Here is a 17337-nt window from a genome sequence, read left to right on the forward strand (position 1 = left end):
CGAACGCGCCTCACGGTGTTGGCATCTATAGATGCCTTGGGTGGCGGTGGCGGACGCCTGCATGTCCCTTGCTTTTCCATGGCCGGCCGAGCGCCGAGCGGCGGCCCGCCGGGCCGCGCGGCCTGGCTCGCCCCCCATCGCGCGACCGGCCCTGCGGAGTTGACCCTCAAGTTCCGCCGCGAATGCGCCGATATGAACGCCATGTCTCATGACCTGCTCAACCGAATCGACCAGCGCACCCGCTTGGCGGGCCACAATCGGCTTGCCCTGCTGCTGTTCCGGCTGGGCGGTCGTCAGCTTTTTGGCGTGAACGTCTTCAAGGTGCAGGAAGTGCTGCGCCGGCCGGATCTGTTCCAGGTGCCAGGGCTGCCACTGCAATTCTCCGGCGTCGCCGATGTCCGCGGCCGTTCGGTGCCGGTGCTCGACCTGGGCCTGGCGATCGGCCACCCGGAGCGCGAGACGCACGCCGACAAGGCGCCCGGCTACCTGGTGGTCACCGAGTTCAACCGCTCGGTGCAGGGCTTCCTGGTCAGCGGCGTGGAGCGCATCGTCAACATCGCGGTGGAGGACATCCATCCGCCGCCGGAACTGGGCGCCGAATCCAGCTACCTGACCGCAGTGACCCGCTTCCAGGGCGAGCTGATCCAGGTCATCGACGTGGAAAGCGTGCTCGCCGACATCGCCCAGACCCGGGTGGAGGCGCAGATCGACCCGTCGCTGGCGCTCACCGGCTCGCAGCTGCAGGTGCTGGTGGTGGACGACTCGCGCGTGGCCCGGCAGCAGATCCGCAGCGTGCTGGACCAGCTCGGGGTCGGCGCCACCCTGCTGTCCGACGGCCGCCAGGCCCTGGACCATCTCTTGCAGATCCACGCCGGCGGCGAGAATCCGGCCGAGCGCTACGCCATGGTGATCTCCGACATCGAGATGCCGGCGATGGACGGCTACACGCTGACGACGGAAATCCGGCGCCACCCGGGCCTGGCCGGCCTGTACGTGCTGCTGCATACCTCGCTGTCGGGCGTGTTCAACAACGCCATGGTCGAGCGCGTCGGCGCCAACGCCTTCGTCGCCAAGTACAGCCCGCACGAACTGGCCGACTACGTGCTGGCGCGGCTGCGGGTGGTCGCCGAGGCCCAGGCCGCCTAGTTCCGCGGCCCCGGCGCTACGCCGGAAGCCTGCACGGGGCGCCGCCGCGGCGCCGCCCTGGCCCGCCCGGCACATGCCGCAAGCGGGCAACCCTCCACGCGACGGATCCCCGCGGTTTTGGCACAGGCCTTGCCTGTTCTCCTGCAACGAACCGCGGGAGCGCGCCATGTCCAATCTGATTTCATCCTATCTGGGGGTCCACGGCGACGCCCTGCCGCTGCGCGAGCAACGGATGAAGCTGATCGCCAGCAACCTCAGCAACGTCGACACCCCCGGCTACAAGGCCCAGGACCTGGACTTCGACGCGGCCCTGCGCGCCGCGCAGGGCCAGCGCGACGGCAGCCAGTTGCAGGTGAGCGACAGCCGCCACATCGCGGTCGCCGGCAGCCCCGGCCTCAATCCGTTCCAGGTCACCCGCGAAGCGAGCCAGCCCAGCCTCGACGGCAACACCGTCGATCCGGATGCCGAGCGCGCCGCCTACGGCCGCGCCGCGCTGGAATACCGCGCATCGCTGAGCTTCGTCGAATCCAAGGTGCGCAGCATGCTCACCGCCATCACGGGCCAATAAGCATGAGCAATCTGCCGATCTTCGATGTCGCCGGTTCCGCCCTGCAGGCGCAGTCGGTGCGCCTGAGCACCATCGCCAGCAACCTGGCCAACGCCGACTCGGTGGCCGGCTCGGCCGAGGCCGCCTACAAGCCGATCGAACCGATCTTCCAGGCGGTGCGCAACCCGCACGACAGCAGCCTGACCGCGGTCAACGTCAAGGAAATCAGCCAGAGCAAGGATCCGCCGCTCAAGCGCTACGAACCCGGCCATCCGCTCGCCGATGCCGACGGCTACATCTACTCGCCGGACGTGGACCCGGTGGCGCAGATGGTCAACCTGATCTCCGCCTCGCGCAATTACCAGGCTGGCGTGGAAGTCCTCAACACCGCCAAGGAACTGGCGCTGTCCACCTTGACCATGGGCCGCTGAGCCCTCCCTCCCGCCGCTCCCCGGCCTAGGACGCACTGATGAGTACCGTTTCCAACGATATCTATTCCAGCCTCGGGCTGACCGGCTCCAGCGGCAGCAAGACCCCGTCCAAATCGGACTCGCTGAACCAGGCCGACTTCCTGAAGCTGATGACCGAGCAGTTGCAGCACCAGGATCCGCTCAAGCCGATGGACAACAGCCAGATGGTCTCGCAGATGGCGCAGCTGTCCACCGTGCAGGGCATCGGCGACCTCAACAAGACCGTGACCGCGCTGTCCGATTCGATGAGCACCGACCAGATCCTGCGCGGCGCCCAGCTGGTCGGGCACAAGGTGCTGGTGCCGTCGGAAACGATGCCACTGGGCACCGAGGGCGGCGTCAACGGCGTGATCGCCGCGCCCGGCGCCGGCATCGTCAACCTCACCGTCAGCGACGCCAACGGCAACGCGATCAAGCAGATCAGCGTCAGCGCCAGCAAGGCCGGCGAAGTCAATTTCAGCTGGGACGGCACCGATGCCAACGGCATCCGCCAGGCCGCCGGCAAGTACAGCGTCACCGCCACGCATACCGACAGCAGCGGCACCAACAGCAAGCTGTCCACCTACGTCCAGGCCCCGGTCGAGAGCGCCACCATCGGCTCGGACGGCATCTACCTCGACCTGACCGGGCTGGGCACCGCCCCGCTCGCCAACGTGCTCCGCGTCAGCTGAGCCGGCCAATCCACAGGAGTCCATCATGGGTTTCAACACTTCGCTGTCCGGCATCAAAGCGGCCAATTCCGACCTCAACGTCACCGCCAACAACATCGCCAACGTCAACACCACCGGCTTCAAGGAGTCGCGCGCCGAGTTCGCCGACCTGTTCTCGGCCACCGGCTACGGCATCGCGCGCAACGCGATCGGCGCCGGCGTGCGGGTCAGCAACGTCGCCCAGCAGTTCTCGCAGGGCAACGTCGACCCGACCGGGCGCAACCTGGACCTGGCGATCTCCGGCGACGGCTTCTTCACCATGACCAGCAACGGCGCCAAGGTGTATTCGCGCGCCGGCAACTTCCAGACCGACGAGAACGGCTACGTGGTCAATCCGCAGGGCGCCAAGCTGCAGGTGTTCCCGCCGGCGGCCAACGGCAACGGCTTCGCGGTCGGCACGCTGACCGACCTGCAGCTGCTGACCACCGACAGCTCGCCCAAGCAGAGCGACAAGGTGAACCTGATGTTCACCCTGCCCGGCAACGCCAACGTGCCGACCGTGGCGACCTTCTCGCCGACCGACGCCAACAGCTACAACCACTCCACCGGCGGCATCACCGTCTACGATTCGCTGGGCGTCAGCCACACCCAGACCTCGTACTTCGTCAAGACCGGCGTCGCCAACCAGTGGCAGGTGCACAACTACGTCGACGGCGTGGCGGTCGGCACCCCGAGCACGCTGCAGTTCGACGGCAACGGCAAGCTCACCACGCCCGCCGACGGCCGCATCACGCTGAGCACGTTCACCCCGAGCACCGGCGCCGGCACCCTCAACCTGACCCTGGACGTGAGCGGCTCGACCCAGTACGGCGAGACCTTCGCCCTGCGCGACGCGCGCCAGGACGGCTATGCCAGCGGCAAGCTCAACTCGATCAGCATCGACGCCAATGGCGTGGTCTACGCGCGCTACTCCAACAACGCCGACAAGGCGCTGGGCCAGGTCGCGATGACCAACTTCGTCAACCCGCAGGGGCTGAGCTCGCTGGGCGACAACGTGTGGGCGGAAAGCTCGGCCTCGGGCAACGCCCGCACCGGCGCGCCGTCGACCTCCGACTTCGGCGACATCCAGTCCGGCGCGCTGGAAGCCTCGACCGTGGACCTCACCGAACAGCTGGTCAACATGATCGTCGCGCAGCGCAACTTCCAGGCCAACTCGCAGATGATCTCCACCCAGGACCAGGTCACGCAGACCATCATCAACATCCGTTGAGGCCGGGATTGGTGATTCGGGATTGGTGATTCGCAACGGCTGGCATTCCGTCGATCGGACGCCAGCCTTGCACGCCACCCCTGATCGTTTGCGGCACACCCGCTTCTTCGAATCCCGAATCCCCTCATCCCCCATCACGGCTCACACCCATGGACAAAGCACTCTACGTCGCCATGACCGGCGCCCGCGCCTCGCTGCAGGCGCAGGGCACGGTCTCGCACAATCTGGCCAACGTCGATACCGCCGGTTTCAAGGCGGCACTGGCCAATACCGAGGCGTTCCGCATCCAGGGTGCCGGCCATCCGTCGCGGATCGATGCGCTGCACATCGACCAGGGCTTCAATCGCGACGTCGGCGCGCAGCAGGTGACCGGCAACGCGCTGGACGTCTCGCTCAGCGCCGACCGCTGGCTGGCGGTGCAGGCCGCCGACGGCAGCGAGGCGTATACGCGCGGCGGCGAACTGGCGCTGACCGCCAACGGCCAGCTGGTCACCTCCAGCGGCCGTGCGGTGCTCGACGACCAGGGCAATCCGATGGCGATCCCGCCGCACCAGGCGCTGGAGATCGGCAGCGACGGCACGGTCTCGATCGTGCCGCTGGGCGAAGGCCCGCAGGCGATGACCGCGATCGGCACGATGAAGGTGGTGGAGGCGCCGGCCGAGCGCCTGGAACGCCGCCCCGACGGGCTGATGCGCAACGTCAGCACCGACCCCGCCCAGGCCTTCGTCCAGGCCACCGGCAAGTCGGTCAACAGCGGCGCGCTGGAAGGCAGCAACGTCGATGCCGCCGGTGCGCTGGTGCAGATGATCCAGCTGCAGCGCCAGTTCGAGATGCAGGTGAAGGTGATCAAGCACGGCGACGAGAACGCGCAGTCGGCCAACACCATGCTGCGCCTGAACGGCTAAGCCCGCGGCCGGCGCAGACGGAAAGCCGGCGCAGTTGTGGCACGGCACATGCATCAGTCTCCCTGCCCCTCGCGGATCGCGCGGGCCATCATCTAGAGGAATCGGGTCATGAATCAGGCTTTGTGGGTCGCCAAGACCGGACTGGATGCGCAGCAGACGCGCATGTCGGTCGTCTCCAACAACCTGGCCAACACCAATACCACCGGCTTCAAGCGCGATCGCGCCAGCTTCGAGGACCTGCTGTACCAGCAGGTGCGCCAGCCTGGCGGCGCCAGCTCGGCGCAGACCCAGCTGCCGTCGGGCCTGCAGCTGGGCACCGGCGTGCGCGTGGTCTCCACCTCCAAGGACTTCGAGCAGGGCAACCCGCAGCAGACCGGGCGCGCGCTGGACGTGATGGTCAACGGCCGCGGCTTCTTCGAAGTGCAGATGCCCGACGGCACCTCGGCCTACACCCGCGACGGCAGCTTCCAGATCAATTCGCAGGGCGAGCTGGTCACCAACAGCGGCTATGCGGTGCAGCCCGGCATCCAGATCCCGGAAGGCGCGCAGTCGCTGACCATCGGCACCGACGGCACGGTCAGCGTGCAGGTCGCCGGCAGCGCCGCGGCGCTGGAGATCGGATCGTTGACGCTGAGCGACTTCATCAATCCCTCGGGCCTGCAGGCCAAGGGCGAGAACCTCTACGCGGAAACCGCGGCCTCCGGCCCGGCGCAGAACGGCACCCCCGGCCTCAACGGGCTCGGCACCACCGTGCAGGCCTCGCTGGAAGGCAGCAACGTCAACGTGGTCGAGGAGCTGGTCAGCATGATCGAGACCCAGCGCGCCTACGAGATGAACGCCAAGGCGATCTCCACCACCGATTCGATGCTCGGCTATCTGAACAACAACGTCTGATCCCGACTCTCCTGGAAACCGCCATGTCGCGTCCGTCCTCCCTCTCTCTCCTCGCCGCCGCGCTCCTGCCGGCGCTGCTCGGCGGCTGCGCCGGCCTGGGCATCGCCGCCGGCGACGTGCGCCCGTACGCGCCGATGGCGCCGATCGTGCCGGTGGCGGCGCCGCCGGCGCAGGCCAGCGCCGGGGCGATCTACGCCGCCGGCCCGGGCCTGTCGCTGTACTCGGACCGGCGCGCCCGCGACGTCGGCGACCTGCTGACCATCACCCTGGTCGAAAGTACCAACGCCAGCAGCACCGCCAACACCAGCATCACCAAGAAGGACGCGGTGACGATGGCCACGCCGACCCTGCTCGGCGCGCCGCTGACGGTCAACGGCGTGAACGTGCTGAACAACTCCACCAGCGGCGACCGCAGCTTCGCCGGCAAGGGCAACACCGCGCAGAGCAACACCATGCAGGGCAGCATCACCGTGACCGTGATGCAGCGCCTGCCCAACGGCAACCTGGTGATCCAGGGGCAGAAGAACCTGCGCCTGAACCAGGGCGACGAACTGGTGCAGGTGCAAGGCATCGTGCGCGCCGCCGACATCGCGCCGGACAACACCGTTCCCTCCAGCAAGGTCGCCGACGCCCGCATCGCCTACGGCGGCCGCGGCGCCGTGGCCCAGTCCAACGCGATGGGCTGGCTGAGCCGCTTCTTCAATTCGCGCTTCTCGCCGTACTGAGGCCTGTCATGAACCTTCCGTCCCTGTCCTGCCGCCTGCTCGCCGCGTTCGCGCTGTGCGTGGGCCTGGCCGCCCCGGCCGCCGCCGAACGCATCAAGGACCTGGCCCAGGTCGGCGGCGTGCGCGGCAACGCGCTGGTCGGCTACGGCCTGGTGGTGGGCCTGGACGGCAGCGGCGACCGCACCAGCCAGGCGCCCTTCACCGTGCAGAGCCTGAAGAACATGCTCGGCGAGCTGGGCGTCAATGTTCCGTCGAACGTCAATCCGCAGCTGAAGAACGTCGCCGCGGTGGCGATCCATGCCGAACTGCCGCCGTTCGCCAAGCCCGGTCAGCCGATCGACATCACCGTGTCCTCGATCGGCAACGCGGTCTCGCTGCGCGGCGGCTCGCTGCTGATGGCGCCGCTGAAGGGTGCCGACGGCCAGGTCTACGCGATCGCCCAGGGCAGCCTGATCGTCGGCGGCTTCGGCGCGCAGGGCAAGGACGGCTCGCGGATCTCGGTCAACGTGCCCAGCGTCGGCCGCATCCCCAACGGCGCCACGGTGGAACGCGCGCTGCCGGACGTGTTCGGCGCCAGCAACGAGATCACCCTGAACCTGCACCAGAACGATTTCACCACGGTGTCGCGGATGGTCGCGGCGCTGGAGAACGCGTTCGGCCCCGGCAGCGCGCATGCGGTCGACGGCGCCACCGTCGCGGTGCGCTCGCCGACCGATCCCGGCGCCCGCGTCGGCCTGCTGGCGCGGATCGAGAACATCGAATTGTCGCCGGGCGCGGCGCCGGCCAAGGTCGTGGTCAACGCGCGTACCGGCACCGTGGTGATCGGCGCGCAGGTGCGGGTCAGCCCGGCGGCGATCTCGCACGGCTCGCTGACCGTCACCATCAGCGAAGGCAGCCAGGTCAGCCAGCCCAACGCGCTGAGCAACGGCCAGACCGTGGTCGCGCCGAAATCGACCATCACCGCCACCAACGAGGGCAGCCGCATGTTCAAGTTCGAGGGCGGCACCTCGCTGGACCAGATCGTACGCGCGGTCAACGAAGTCGGCGCCGCGCCGGGCGACCTGATCGCGATCCTGGAAGCACTGAAGCAGGCCGGCGCGCTGAGCGCGGAGCTGGAGGTGATCTGACATGCGTATCTCGGCCTCTCCCATCGAACTGAACCCGACCACCCAGACCGATCCGGCCCGGATCGACAAGGTGTCGCGGCAGTTGGAAGGACAGTTCGCGAACCTGCTGGTCAAGAGCATGCGCGACGCCAGCTTCGGCGATTCCCTGTTCCCGGGCGAGAACCAGACCTTCCGCGACATGTACGACCAGCAGATGGCCAAGGCGCTGACCGACGGCAAGGGGCTTGGCCTGGCGGCGATGATCGCCAAGCAGCTGGGCGGCGGCAAGAGCGCCGAGGCGCCGCCGGTCAACACCGCGATCGGGGCCGCGCAGGCGGCCAAGGCGTATTCGCTGGTGTCCGGCCAGGGTGGCGGCGCTGCCGGCAACACCGCGGCCGCCGGCGCTTCCGCGCTGCCCGGGAGCGGCGCAGCGGCGGGCGCCCGCGCCTGGAACGGCACCGATGCGGCCGATGCGTCGCAGCAGCAGGTCGCGCGCGTGCTCGACATGATCGCCGGCCGCGAGACCAGCGCGATGCACGAGGCGATCGGCAGCAATCCCGCCGACGGCAGCGCCGCTGTGGCATGGACCGGCGGCGACGACCGCTGGCCGGACCTGGCCACTGCCGCGGCCGACGACGACAACGGCATCGACGCCAGCGCCGCCGCCGCGGCCAATGCCGCCGCGGCCAGCCTCGGCACGCGCACCCCGGAAGGCTTCGTCGCGCAGATCTGGACCCATGCGCAGAAGGCCGCCAAGGAACTGGGCGTGGACGCGCGCGCGCTGGTCGCGCAGGCCGCGCTGGAAACCGGCTGGGGCCGCCGCGGTATTTCCCGCGGCGACGGCGCCAGTTCCAACAACCTGTTCGGGATCAAGGCCACCGGCTGGAGCGGCGAGCGCGTCACCACCGGCACCCACGAGTACGTGGGCGGGGTCAAGCAGTCGCAGACCGCCGATTTCCGCGCCTACGCCTCGCCGGCCGAAAGCTTCGCCGACTACGTGCGCCTGCTGAAGACCAATCCGCGCTACCAGCAGGCGCTGAAGGCCGGCACCGACATCCGCGGCTTCGCGCAGGGCCTGCAGCGCGCCGGCTACGCCACCGATCCGTCCTACGCGGCCAAGATCGCCGCGATCGCCGGCGGCCCGACCATCGGCCGCGCCGTCGCCGCGATCGGCACCGCCGCCGCCAGCGGCATCGAGCGCGCGTTCGCCAGCACCTCCGATCCATCCAGCAGCGCCCTGCGCTGAGGTAGCCGTCCATGTCCGTCCTCTCCACCGGCACCAGCGCCCTCATCGCCTTCCAGCGCGCCCTGGCGACGGTCAGCCACAACGTCGCCAACATCAACACCGACGGCTACACCCGCCAGCGGGTGGCGTTCGCGACGACCACGCCGACCCGGTTCGGCTCGGACTACGTCGGCAACGGCACCAAGATCACCGACATCTCCCGCGTCGCCGACCAGCTGGCGATCTCGCGGCTGCTCGACAGCGGCGGCGAACTGGCGCGGCTGAAGCAGCTGTCGGCCCTGTCCGACCGCGTCGACGGGCTGTTCTCCGACACCGCCACCAACATCTCCGGCCAGTGGTCGAAGTTCTTCGACGCCAGCACCGGGCTGTCCGCCAACGCCTCGGCCACCGCCAGCCGGCAGAACCTGCTGGACAACGCCAACTCGCTGGTCACCCGCTTCAAGCAGCTCAACGGGCAGATGGACGCGCTCGGCAACGAGGTCAACAACGGCCTGCTGTCCGGCACCACCGAAGCCAACCGCCTGGCCGCCGAAGTGGCCAAGATCAACGGCCAGATCGGCAGCAACGCCGCCGCGGCCGCCCCGGACCTGCTCGACCGCCGCGACCAGCTGATCACCCAGCTGGTGGGCTACACCGGCGGCAGCGCGATCCAGCAGGACGGCGGCGCGATCAACGTCTATACCGCCGGCGGCCAGGCGCTGGTGGTCGGCACCACCGCCTCCACCCTGACCACGGTCACCGATCCCTACCAGCCCGGGCGCCTGCAGGTCGCGCTGCAGGCGCAAGGCAACACCATCACCCTGAGCAACGGCGCGCTGGGCGGCCAGATCGGCGGCCTGCTCGAGTTCCGCAACGACGTGCTGGATCCGACCAAGGCCGAACTGGGCCGCCTGGCCACCGGCCTGGCGGTCACCTACAACCAGCAGCACAAGGCCGGCGTCGACCTGTACGGCAACCTGGGCGGCGATTTCTTCTCGCTGTCGGCCCCCAGCGTCAACTCCAACGCCGCCAACACCGGCAGCGCCAGCTTCACCGCCGGCGTCGGCGACCTGAGCAAGCTCGACGGGCAGAACCTGCTGCTGAAGTTCGACGGCACCACCTGGACCGCCCGGCGCGCCGACACCGGCGCCAGCGTGGCGATGACCGGCAGCGGCAGCGGTGCCGATCCGTTCGTGGTCAACGGGGTGACCTTGCAGGTGTCCGGCACCGCGGCCGCCGGCGACAGCTTCCTGCTGCAGCCCACCGCCAACGCGGTCACCAACCTCGGCGTGGCGATCACCGACCCGTCGCGCATCGCCGCGGCCACGCCGATCACCGCCAAGACCGACCTGGACAACCTGGGCACCGGCAAGGTCAGCAACGTGCGCGCGACCGACGCCGCCAACCCCAACCTGCTGACGCCCTCCAGCATCGCCTTCATCGACGCCAACCAGTACACCATCGACGGCGCCGGCCCGTTCGCCTACACCGCCGGGCAGACCATCAGCGCCAACGGCTGGAGCCTGACCCTGGACGGCGCGCCGGTGGCCGGCGACACCTTCGCGGTCGGCCCCACCGGCGCCGGCTCCAGCAACAACGGCAACGCGCTGACCCTGTCCAACCTGGACGACGCCAAGGCGTTCAACGGCGGCACCATCACCCTCAACGGCGCGGTGTCCGGGCTGACCACCACGATCGGCTCGGCGGCGCGCCAGGCCAAGTACGCGGCCGACGCGCAGGACGTGATCCACACCAACGCGCAGGACGCGCGCGATTCGGTGTCCGGCGTCAACCTGGACGAGGAAGCCTCGGACATGTTGCGCCTGCAGCAGGCCTACCAGGCCGCCTCGCAGCTGATCTCCACCGCCGACACCATGTTCCAGTCCATCCTGGGTGCCATCCGATGAGCAACCGCATTTCCACCGGCATGATGTTCAGCCAGTCGGTCAACACCATGCTGGGCAAGCAGGCCAAGATCTCGCACCTGGAGGCGCAGCTGGCCAGCGGCAAGCGCCTGGTCACCGCCGCCGACGATCCGGTCGCCTCCGGCACCGCGGTCAACCTGGACCGCGCGGTGGACGAACTGAAGCGCTTCGGCGAGAACGCCAACAACGTGCAGAACCGCCTGGGCCTGCAGGAGAACGCGCTGTCCCAGGCCGGCGAGCTGATGGCGCGGGTCAGCGACCTGACCGTGCAGGCGAACAGTTCGGCGCTGACCACCGACAACCGCAAGGCGATCGCCTCCGAACTCAAGTCGCTGCACGCCAGCCTGCTCAGCCTGTCCAACAGCACCGACGGCAGCGGCCGCTACCTGTTCGCCGGCGCCGCCGACAGCACGGCGCCGTTCGCGGTGGTCAACGGCCAGGTGGTCTACAACGGCGACCAGACCCAGCGCAGCGTGGAGGTGGCGGCCGACACCCTGGTCGCCGACGCCCTGCCCGGCAGCGAGATCTTCATGCGCATCCGCACCGGCGACGGCACCGTCGACGCGCACGCGGCCGCCGCCAACACCGGCACCGGGCTGCTGCTGGACTTCAGCCGCGACGCGGCCTCCGGCACCTGGAACGGCGGCAGCTACAGCGTTGCCTTCACCGCCACCGACACCTATGAAGTGCGCGACGGCAGCGGCACCGTGGTCAAGACCGGCACCTACGCCGCCGGCGAGGACATCAGCTTCGACGGCCTGAAGATGCGCCTGGACGGCGCGCCGGCGGTCGGCGACAGCTTCCAGATCGGCGCGGCGACCAACAAGGACGTGTTCTCCACCATCAGCGCCCTGGCCGATGCGCTGAGCACCGACCCGATCACCGCCACCGACAAGGCCGCGTTGCAGAACACCCTGCAGTCGTCGATGCGCGACATCAGCCAGGCCTCGGCGAAGATGATCGACGCGCGCGCGTCCGGCGGCGCGCAACTGTCGGCGATCGACAACGCCGCCGAGTTGCGCGCCTCCAACGAAGTGACGCTGAAGACCACGCTGTCCTCGCTGCGCGACCTGGACTACGCCGATGCGATCGGCCAATACCAGCTGGAACAATCCGCGCTCAAGGCGGCACAGACCATCTTCACCCAGATGCAGTCGATGTCGCTGTTCAACATGATCCGCTGATCCCGATCAACGCTTATATAAGGTAAGGCCCGGAACGCGGCGGCGCTTCCGGGCCTTCGCCTTTTATACTGAGTTCGTCATCGCCGCCGGTCGCGCGCCGCGTCTGCGCCAATCCCTAAAGTTTGGCAAACCGCGGCCGAAACAACCTCTTCGCCGCGGGCGCCACAGGCTTGCGGTTCGCGCAATCGCGATAATTCTGCAGCGAATCGCTAAAGGTTGCTGGCCTCTCGCCGTTATTTATCTCAGCAGCGGCAACGGCCAATTGATGGCCCCCCTGCGGAGGCTCCAGGCACCGATGGGTTGCCGGATAAATCGCTTAGAGGAGATATCAAAATGGCACAGGTAATCAACACCAACGTAATGTCGCTGAACGCTCAGCGTAACCTCAACAGCACCAGCTCGAGCATGGCGACGACGATCCAGCGCCTGTCTTCGGGCCTGCGCATCAACAGCGCGAAGGACGACGCCGCCGGTCTGGCGATCTCCGAGCGCTTCACCACCCAGATCCGCGGCCTGGACGTCGCCTCGCGCAACGCCAACGACGGCATCTCGCTGGCCCAGACCGCCGAAGGCGCGATGGTCGAAATCGGCAACAACCTGCAGCGTATCCGCGAGCTGTCGGTGCAGTCGGCCAACGCCACCAACTCCGACACCGACCGCGAGGCGCTGAACTCGGAAGTCAAGCAGCTGACCTCGGAAATCGACCGCGTCGCCAACCAGACCAGCTTCAACGGCACCAAGCTGCTGGACGGCTCGTTCTCCGGCGCGCTGTTCCAGGTCGGCGCCGACGCCGGCCAGACCATCGGCATCAGCACCATCGTCGACGCCAACGTCGATTCGCTGGGCAAGGCCGGCTTCGCCGCCACGCAGACCGGTTCGGCCGCCCTGGCGTCCGGCACCGCGACCGCCAGCGGCAGCTTCTCCGGCATGTCGGTCAATGGCGTCAGCGTCGCTTCGGTCTCCGTGGCCATCGGCGACACCGGCACCGACATCTCCAAGAAGCTCGCTGCCGCGATCAACGACAAGCTGGACCAGACCGGCGTCTACGCCTCGGTCGACAAGACCACCGGCGCGCTGAAGCTGGAATCGCTGAAGGCCGGCAAGGACTTCTCGTTCACCGCAGGCTCGGCCACCGGCGCCACCGGCGTCACCTTCAGCAGCGCGGGCATCGCCACCTCGGCGGCCGTCACTGCCGGCACCACCAGCACCCTGACCAACCTGGACATCTCCACCTTCTCCGGGGCGCAGCGGGCGCTGGAAATCGTTGACAAGGCGCTGACCTCGGTCAACTCCTCGCGCGCCGACATGGGTGCGGTGCAGAACCGCTTCACCTCCACCATCGCCAACCTGAGCTCCACCTCGGAGAACCTGTCGGCCTCGCGTAGCCGCATCCGCGACACCGACTACGCCAAGGAAACCGCCGAACTGACCCGCACGCAGATCCTGCAGCAGGCCGGTACCGCGATGCTGGCGCAGGCCAAGTCGGTCCCGCAGAACGTGCTGAGCCTGCTGCAGTAACAGCCAGCTCGACACCAGCAACACCAAGAAGGCCCCTCCGCAAGGAGGGGCTTTTTTGCTTGGTCGCCGCGCCGGCACGGGATTTGCATCGGCGTCGGGACATTCCCGACGCGCGCAGCCGGCCTCAAGAACCGCCCTGCACCGCCGATACCCGTATCAACCGCTGGCCCTCTTCGTGCCCGCTACCGTAAGGACGCCCTTCCATGGCTACTTCATCGCTGTCTGCTGTCGGTTCCGGTATGGACGTGGCCGCAGTCGTCAAATCGTTGGTCGCCGCCCAGCGCGCGCCGCAGGAAAACCGGATCAACGCCGACGGCACCGCGTCCAGCGCCAAACTTTCGGCGCTCAGCACGATCAAGGGCGCACTGTCCAACCTGCAGACGGCGATGAACGCGATCGCCAAGAGCGCCGACAAGAGCGCGGTCAAGGCCACCGTCGCCGACGGCGCCGGCTACACCGCCAGCGTCACCGAGAGCGCCACCGCCGGCAACTACAGCGTCGAAGTGGTGAAACTGGCCGAACGGCAGAAGCTGACCTCGGCTGCCTATGCCGACAAGGCCGTGGTCGGCGACGGCACGCTGACGATCGGCTACGGCAGCAAGTCGCTGAACGTCACCGTGGCCGAAGGCAGCACGCTGAGCGACGTCGCCGCGGCGATCAACAAGGCCGCCGGCGGCAACGGCGTGACCGCCAGCGTGGTCAGCGCCGACGACGGCGATCACCTGGTGCTCAACGCGGTCGATTCCGGGACCAAGGGCGCGCTGACCATCACCAGTTCCGGCGGCAACGGCGGACTGAGTGCACTGACCTACGGCAGCGGCAACAGCGGCGGACTGACCCAGACCGTCGCCGCGGCCGACGCGATCGTGCGCGTGGACGGGTTCGAGCGCACCTCCAGCAGCAACGCGATCGCCGACCTCGTGCCCGGCGTCACCCTGAACCTGACCAAGGCGGCCGAAGGCACCAAGTACAGCCTGACCATCGCCAACGACAACACCAGCCTGAAGGCGAACATCACCGCGTTCGTGACCGCCTACAACACCACCAATACCCTGCTGAAGTCCTCCAGCGCCTACGACGCCGCCAACAACAAGGCTTCCGCCCTGACCGGCGACTCGATGGTGCGCGGGCTGCAGCAATCGCTGCGCAAGCAGGTCAGCGACAACGTCTACGATCTCAAGGCGCTCGGCGTCACCATCGACAAGAACGGGACGATGAGCTTCGACAGCGCCAAGTTCGACAGCGCCGCGGCCAGCGACCCGGCGGCGGCCAAGGCGATGTTCGGCACCGACGGCGCGTTCACCTCGGGCATGAGCACGCTGCTGAACAGCAACCTGGACGCCACCAGCGGCACCCTCACCCAGCGCACCGCGACGATCAACAAGCACATCACCGACTTGACCGACCAGCTCAGCGACCTGGACAAGCGGATGGAGACGTTGACCACCCAGTACACCGCCAGGTTCACCGCGATGGACACGATCGTGGCGAAGATGCAGTCGATCAGCGAAAGCCTCGCCAAGCAGTTCACCTAGCGGCGCCGGCAGCGGAATGAAAGGCGCCGCCGCGCTCAAGTCCGACCGGGCAGCGGCCGATATCTTCACCATCGACAGTCATTCCGGACTGGCAGCACGTCCCGCCGCCGCGGCGCCTTCGCCGATCGGCGCGGCGACGCGGCACCAGGCCACCCGAGGGAGTTTTCCATGCACGGTTCCAGCCGCCAATACGCCGAGCAATACCGCAAGATGAGCGTATCCACCAGCATCACCGATGCCGATCCGCACAAGCTGGTGGCCTTGCTGTTCGCCGGCGCGTGCCAGCGCATCCGCCAGGCCCAGGCCTGCCTGGCGCAGGGCGACCAGGCGCGCAAGGGCAAGGCGATCGGCGAGGCCTGCGCCATCGTCGGCCACCTCAACGGCTCGCTGGACCACGAGGCCGGCGGCGAGATCGCCAACAACCTCTCGGCGCTGTACGACTACGTGATGCACCGCCTCACCGAAGCCAACCTGCACAACGACGAAAGCGCGCTGGTCGAGTCGCTGGAACTGCTCAGCGAGATCGATGCGGCCTGGAACGCCATTCCCCTGCAGCAGCGCGAACTGGCCCCGGTCGCCGCGCTATGACCGTCAGCCTCGAATCGCTGCACGCCGAGCTGCGCCAGCTGCAGCAGGTGCTGGACACCGACGAGCACGCGCTGGCCGAACGCATGGTCGCCGAGCACGAGGAGCATCTGCGCGCCTACCTGCAGCAGGCCGGTGCCGACGCCGCGCGCGATGGCCTGGGCGCGCTGCTGCAACTGCAACAGGCGGTGATCGCGCAGATGCTCCAGGCGCGCGACGAAGCCGGCAACTGGCTGCGCGCCAACCGCCAATCCAACAATGCCGCCCGCGCCTATTCGCAGGCCGGATCGCTGAGATGAACGGCGCGCCCGACGGCACCGCGCACCATCCGGCCGACACCGAGCTGTTCCACGACACGCTCAGCTGCGAACTGGCGCTGCCGGCCGACTTCAAGCTCGGCAACGGCGTCGGCCGCTTCGGCGCCGGCGAGGCGTTGCTGCGCGGCCTGGCCCAGATCGAGGACCTGCGCAGCGACGACGGCAGCGAGGAACGCGGCGACCTGCCGCTGCAGCTGCAGCGCATGGACGCCAAGCTCGACCTGATGCTGGTGCTGCTCGGCCGCCTGGCCCGGCAGCACGAGGACAGCCTGCCGCTGCGCCCGCTGCGCTGGTCGCGACGCGGCCTGAGACTGGAACTGGGCTCGCGCTCCGGCGCCACTCCCGGCGCGGCCGGCCTGCTCCGCCTGCAACCCTCCGACTGGCTGCCCGACTACCTGGAACTGCCGGTCCAGGTGCTGGCCGAAGCCGCCGGCGGCGGCGGTTTCCACCTTTGGCTACGATTCGAGACACAGCCGGCAGGCATGGAAGAAGCCCTGGAACGGCACCTGTTCCGCCTGCACCGGCGCCAGATCGCCGACAACCGGCGCGCGGCCGAGCGGGCGCCGCCCGCGCCCTGAGCCGCGGCGAGGTTGGCGGCAGCGGCGCGCTCGGCTAAGGTGCGGGACTAGTAGAGAGGGACTTCCACCGTGCGAGTCATCATCGTCGACGATCACACCCTGGTTCGCGCGGGCCTGAGCCGGCTGTTGCAGGCGTTCGCCGACGTCGACGTGGTCGCCGAGGCCAGCAACGCGCAGCAGGCGGTGGACCTGACCACCCTGCACCGCCCCGACCTGGTGCTGATGGACCTGTCGCTGCCCGGGCGCAGCGGCCTGGACGCGCTGAGCGACGTGCTGCAGACCTCGCCCAAGACCCGCGTGGTGATGATGTCGATGCACGACGACCCGGTGCACGTGCGCGATGCACTGGACCGCGGCGCCACCGGCTTCGTGGTCAAGGACGCAGCGCCCCTGGAACTGGAACTGGCGCTGCGCGCGGCCAGCGCCAACCAGGTGTTCCTGAGCCCGCAGATCTCCTCGAAGATGATCGCGCCGATGCTCGGCCGCGAACGCCCGGTCGGCATCGCCGCGCTGTCGCCGCGGCAGCGCGAGATCCTGCGCCAGATCGGCCGTGGCCAGAGCAACAAGGAAATCGCCTCGGACCTGGGGATCAGCGTCAAGACCGTCGAGACCCACCGCGCGCGGATGATGGAGTCGCTGGGCTGCCGGCGCGCCAACGACCTGGTCCTGCTGGCCGCGCGCCACCAGAACGAACTGACCTGAGACGCGCGCAACGGAGACCCGACGCGCCGTGCTGGCATGGCGCTTGCCTTAACCG

General features: G+C 68.6%; 18 protein-coding genes. All 18 read left to right on the forward strand.

Annotated features, from left to right (window positions below):
- The first annotated feature begins 201 nt into the window (after nt 1-201).
- A complete protein-coding gene (locus OCJ37_RS10525) occupies nt 202-1146 on the forward strand; it encodes a chemotaxis protein (RefSeq protein ID WP_263109348.1) in 945 nt (314 codons plus the stop codon).
- Nucleotides 1147-1312: 166 nt separating this feature from the next.
- Nucleotides 1313-1714 (forward strand): flagellar basal body rod protein FlgB, encoded by a 402-nt coding sequence (gene flgB / locus OCJ37_RS10530; RefSeq protein WP_263109350.1) that lies wholly within the window; start codon nt 1313-1315, stop codon nt 1712-1714.
- Between the two features lie 2 nt (nt 1715-1716).
- Nucleotides 1717-2124, forward strand: a complete 408-nt coding sequence (gene flgC / locus OCJ37_RS10535; protein ID WP_263109351.1) for a flagellar basal body rod protein FlgC — start codon at nt 1717-1719, stop codon at nt 2122-2124.
- Nucleotides 2125-2162: 38 nt separating this feature from the next.
- A complete protein-coding gene (locus tag OCJ37_RS10540) occupies nt 2163-2834 on the forward strand; it encodes a flagellar hook assembly protein FlgD (RefSeq protein ID WP_263109352.1) in 672 nt (223 codons plus the stop codon).
- 25 nt (nt 2835-2859) lie between these two features.
- Nucleotides 2860-4083, forward strand: a complete 1224-nt coding sequence (flgE, locus tag OCJ37_RS10545; protein WP_263109353.1) for a flagellar hook protein FlgE — start codon at nt 2860-2862, stop codon at nt 4081-4083.
- Between the two features lie 149 nt (nt 4084-4232).
- Nucleotides 4233-4988 (forward strand): flagellar basal-body rod protein FlgF, encoded by a 756-nt coding sequence (locus OCJ37_RS10550; RefSeq protein ID WP_263109354.1) that lies wholly within the window; start codon nt 4233-4235, stop codon nt 4986-4988.
- A gap of 108 nt (nt 4989-5096) precedes the next feature.
- The gene (gene flgG / locus OCJ37_RS10555) at nt 5097-5882 is read left to right on the forward strand and encodes a flagellar basal-body rod protein FlgG (protein ID WP_263109355.1); all 786 of its coding nucleotides are present in this window, start codon (nt 5097-5099) and stop codon (nt 5880-5882) included.
- A gap of 23 nt (nt 5883-5905) precedes the next feature.
- Nucleotides 5906-6607 carry a flagellar basal body L-ring protein FlgH gene (gene flgH, locus OCJ37_RS10560; RefSeq protein WP_263109356.1) on the forward strand — a complete coding sequence of 234 codons (702 nt, stop codon included), beginning with the start codon at nt 5906-5908 and terminating at the stop codon, nt 6605-6607.
- Between the two features lie 8 nt (nt 6608-6615).
- Entirely contained in the window at nt 6616-7734 is a 1119-nt protein-coding gene (locus OCJ37_RS10565) for a flagellar basal body P-ring protein FlgI (protein WP_263109358.1), read from the forward strand.
- Nucleotide 7735: 1 nt separating this feature from the next.
- Complete coding sequence (gene flgJ, locus OCJ37_RS10570; protein WP_263109359.1) at nt 7736-8959, forward strand: flagellar assembly peptidoglycan hydrolase FlgJ; 1224 nt, start codon at nt 7736-7738, stop codon at nt 8957-8959.
- Between the two features lie 11 nt (nt 8960-8970).
- Nucleotides 8971-10845 (forward strand): flagellar hook-associated protein FlgK, encoded by a 1875-nt coding sequence (gene flgK / locus OCJ37_RS10575; protein ID WP_263109360.1) that lies wholly within the window; start codon nt 8971-8973, stop codon nt 10843-10845.
- A complete protein-coding gene (gene flgL, locus OCJ37_RS10580) occupies nt 10842-12047 on the forward strand; it encodes a flagellar hook-associated protein FlgL (protein ID WP_263109361.1) in 1206 nt (401 codons plus the stop codon). Before flgK ends, flgL begins: the two co-directional genes overlap by 4 nt.
- Before the next feature lie 333 nt (nt 12048-12380).
- On the forward strand, nt 12381-13565 hold the full coding sequence (locus OCJ37_RS10585; protein ID WP_263109362.1) for a flagellin: 1185 nt from the start codon (nt 12381-12383) through the stop codon (nt 13563-13565).
- Nucleotides 13566-13768: 203 nt separating this feature from the next.
- Complete coding sequence (fliD, locus tag OCJ37_RS10590) at nt 13769-15100, forward strand: flagellar filament capping protein FliD (RefSeq protein ID WP_263109364.1); 1332 nt, start codon at nt 13769-13771, stop codon at nt 15098-15100.
- Nucleotides 15101-15268: 168 nt separating this feature from the next.
- A complete protein-coding gene (fliS, locus tag OCJ37_RS10595) occupies nt 15269-15688 on the forward strand; it encodes a flagellar export chaperone FliS (protein WP_263109365.1) in 420 nt (139 codons plus the stop codon).
- Nucleotides 15685-15984, forward strand: a complete 300-nt coding sequence (locus tag OCJ37_RS10600; protein ID WP_263109366.1) for a hypothetical protein — start codon at nt 15685-15687, stop codon at nt 15982-15984. Before fliS ends, OCJ37_RS10600 begins: the two co-directional genes overlap by 4 nt.
- Nucleotides 15981-16580, forward strand: coding sequence for a PilZ domain-containing protein (locus tag OCJ37_RS10605; protein WP_263109367.1), 600 nt, complete (start codon nt 15981-15983; stop codon nt 16578-16580). The genes OCJ37_RS10600 and OCJ37_RS10605 overlap by 4 nt, the downstream gene beginning before the upstream one ends.
- A gap of 69 nt (nt 16581-16649) precedes the next feature.
- The gene (locus OCJ37_RS10610; protein ID WP_263109368.1) at nt 16650-17282 is read left to right on the forward strand and encodes a response regulator; all 633 of its coding nucleotides are present in this window, start codon (nt 16650-16652) and stop codon (nt 17280-17282) included.
- Nucleotides 17283-17337: the final 55 nt, after the last annotated feature.

It is taken from the genome of Xanthomonas sp. AM6 (genome assembly GCF_025665335.1).
Lineage (GTDB): Bacteria > Pseudomonadota > Gammaproteobacteria > Xanthomonadales > Xanthomonadaceae > Xanthomonas_A.

Bases quoted from the DNA above. Each gene is read 5' to 3' on its own strand.
- OCJ37_RS10540 (WP_263109352.1), top strand. From the start codon at position 2,163: ATGAGTACCGTTTCCAACGATATCTATTCCAGCCTCGGGCTGACCGGC.
- OCJ37_RS10565 (WP_263109358.1), top strand. From the start codon at position 6,616: ATGAACCTTCCGTCCCTGTCCTGCCGCCTGCTCGCCGCGTTCGCGCTG.
- fliS (WP_263109365.1), top strand. From the start codon at position 15,269: ATGCACGGTTCCAGCCGCCAATACGCCGAGCAATACCGCAAGATGAGC.
- OCJ37_RS10600 (WP_263109366.1), top strand. From the start codon at position 15,685: ATGACCGTCAGCCTCGAATCGCTGCACGCCGAGCTGCGCCAGCTGCAG.
- flgJ (WP_263109359.1), top strand. From the start codon at position 7,736: ATGCGTATCTCGGCCTCTCCCATCGAACTGAACCCGACCACCCAGACC.
- flgL (WP_263109361.1), top strand. From the start codon at position 10,842: ATGAGCAACCGCATTTCCACCGGCATGATGTTCAGCCAGTCGGTCAAC.
- flgH (WP_263109356.1), top strand. From the start codon at position 5,906: ATGTCGCGTCCGTCCTCCCTCTCTCTCCTCGCCGCCGCGCTCCTGCCG.
- OCJ37_RS10605 (WP_263109367.1), top strand. From the start codon at position 15,981: ATGAACGGCGCGCCCGACGGCACCGCGCACCATCCGGCCGACACCGAG.
- flgB (WP_263109350.1), top strand. From the start codon at position 1,313: ATGTCCAATCTGATTTCATCCTATCTGGGGGTCCACGGCGACGCCCTG.
- flgG (WP_263109355.1), top strand. From the start codon at position 5,097: ATGAATCAGGCTTTGTGGGTCGCCAAGACCGGACTGGATGCGCAGCAG.
- OCJ37_RS10550 (WP_263109354.1), top strand. From the start codon at position 4,233: ATGGACAAAGCACTCTACGTCGCCATGACCGGCGCCCGCGCCTCGCTG.
- fliD (WP_263109364.1), top strand. From the start codon at position 13,769: ATGGCTACTTCATCGCTGTCTGCTGTCGGTTCCGGTATGGACGTGGCC.
- flgE (WP_263109353.1), top strand. From the start codon at position 2,860: ATGGGTTTCAACACTTCGCTGTCCGGCATCAAAGCGGCCAATTCCGAC.
- OCJ37_RS10585 (WP_263109362.1), top strand. From the start codon at position 12,381: ATGGCACAGGTAATCAACACCAACGTAATGTCGCTGAACGCTCAGCGT.
- flgK (WP_263109360.1), top strand. From the start codon at position 8,971: ATGTCCGTCCTCTCCACCGGCACCAGCGCCCTCATCGCCTTCCAGCGC.
- flgC (WP_263109351.1), top strand. From the start codon at position 1,717: ATGAGCAATCTGCCGATCTTCGATGTCGCCGGTTCCGCCCTGCAGGCG.
- OCJ37_RS10525 (WP_263109348.1), top strand. From the start codon at position 202: ATGTCTCATGACCTGCTCAACCGAATCGACCAGCGCACCCGCTTGGCG.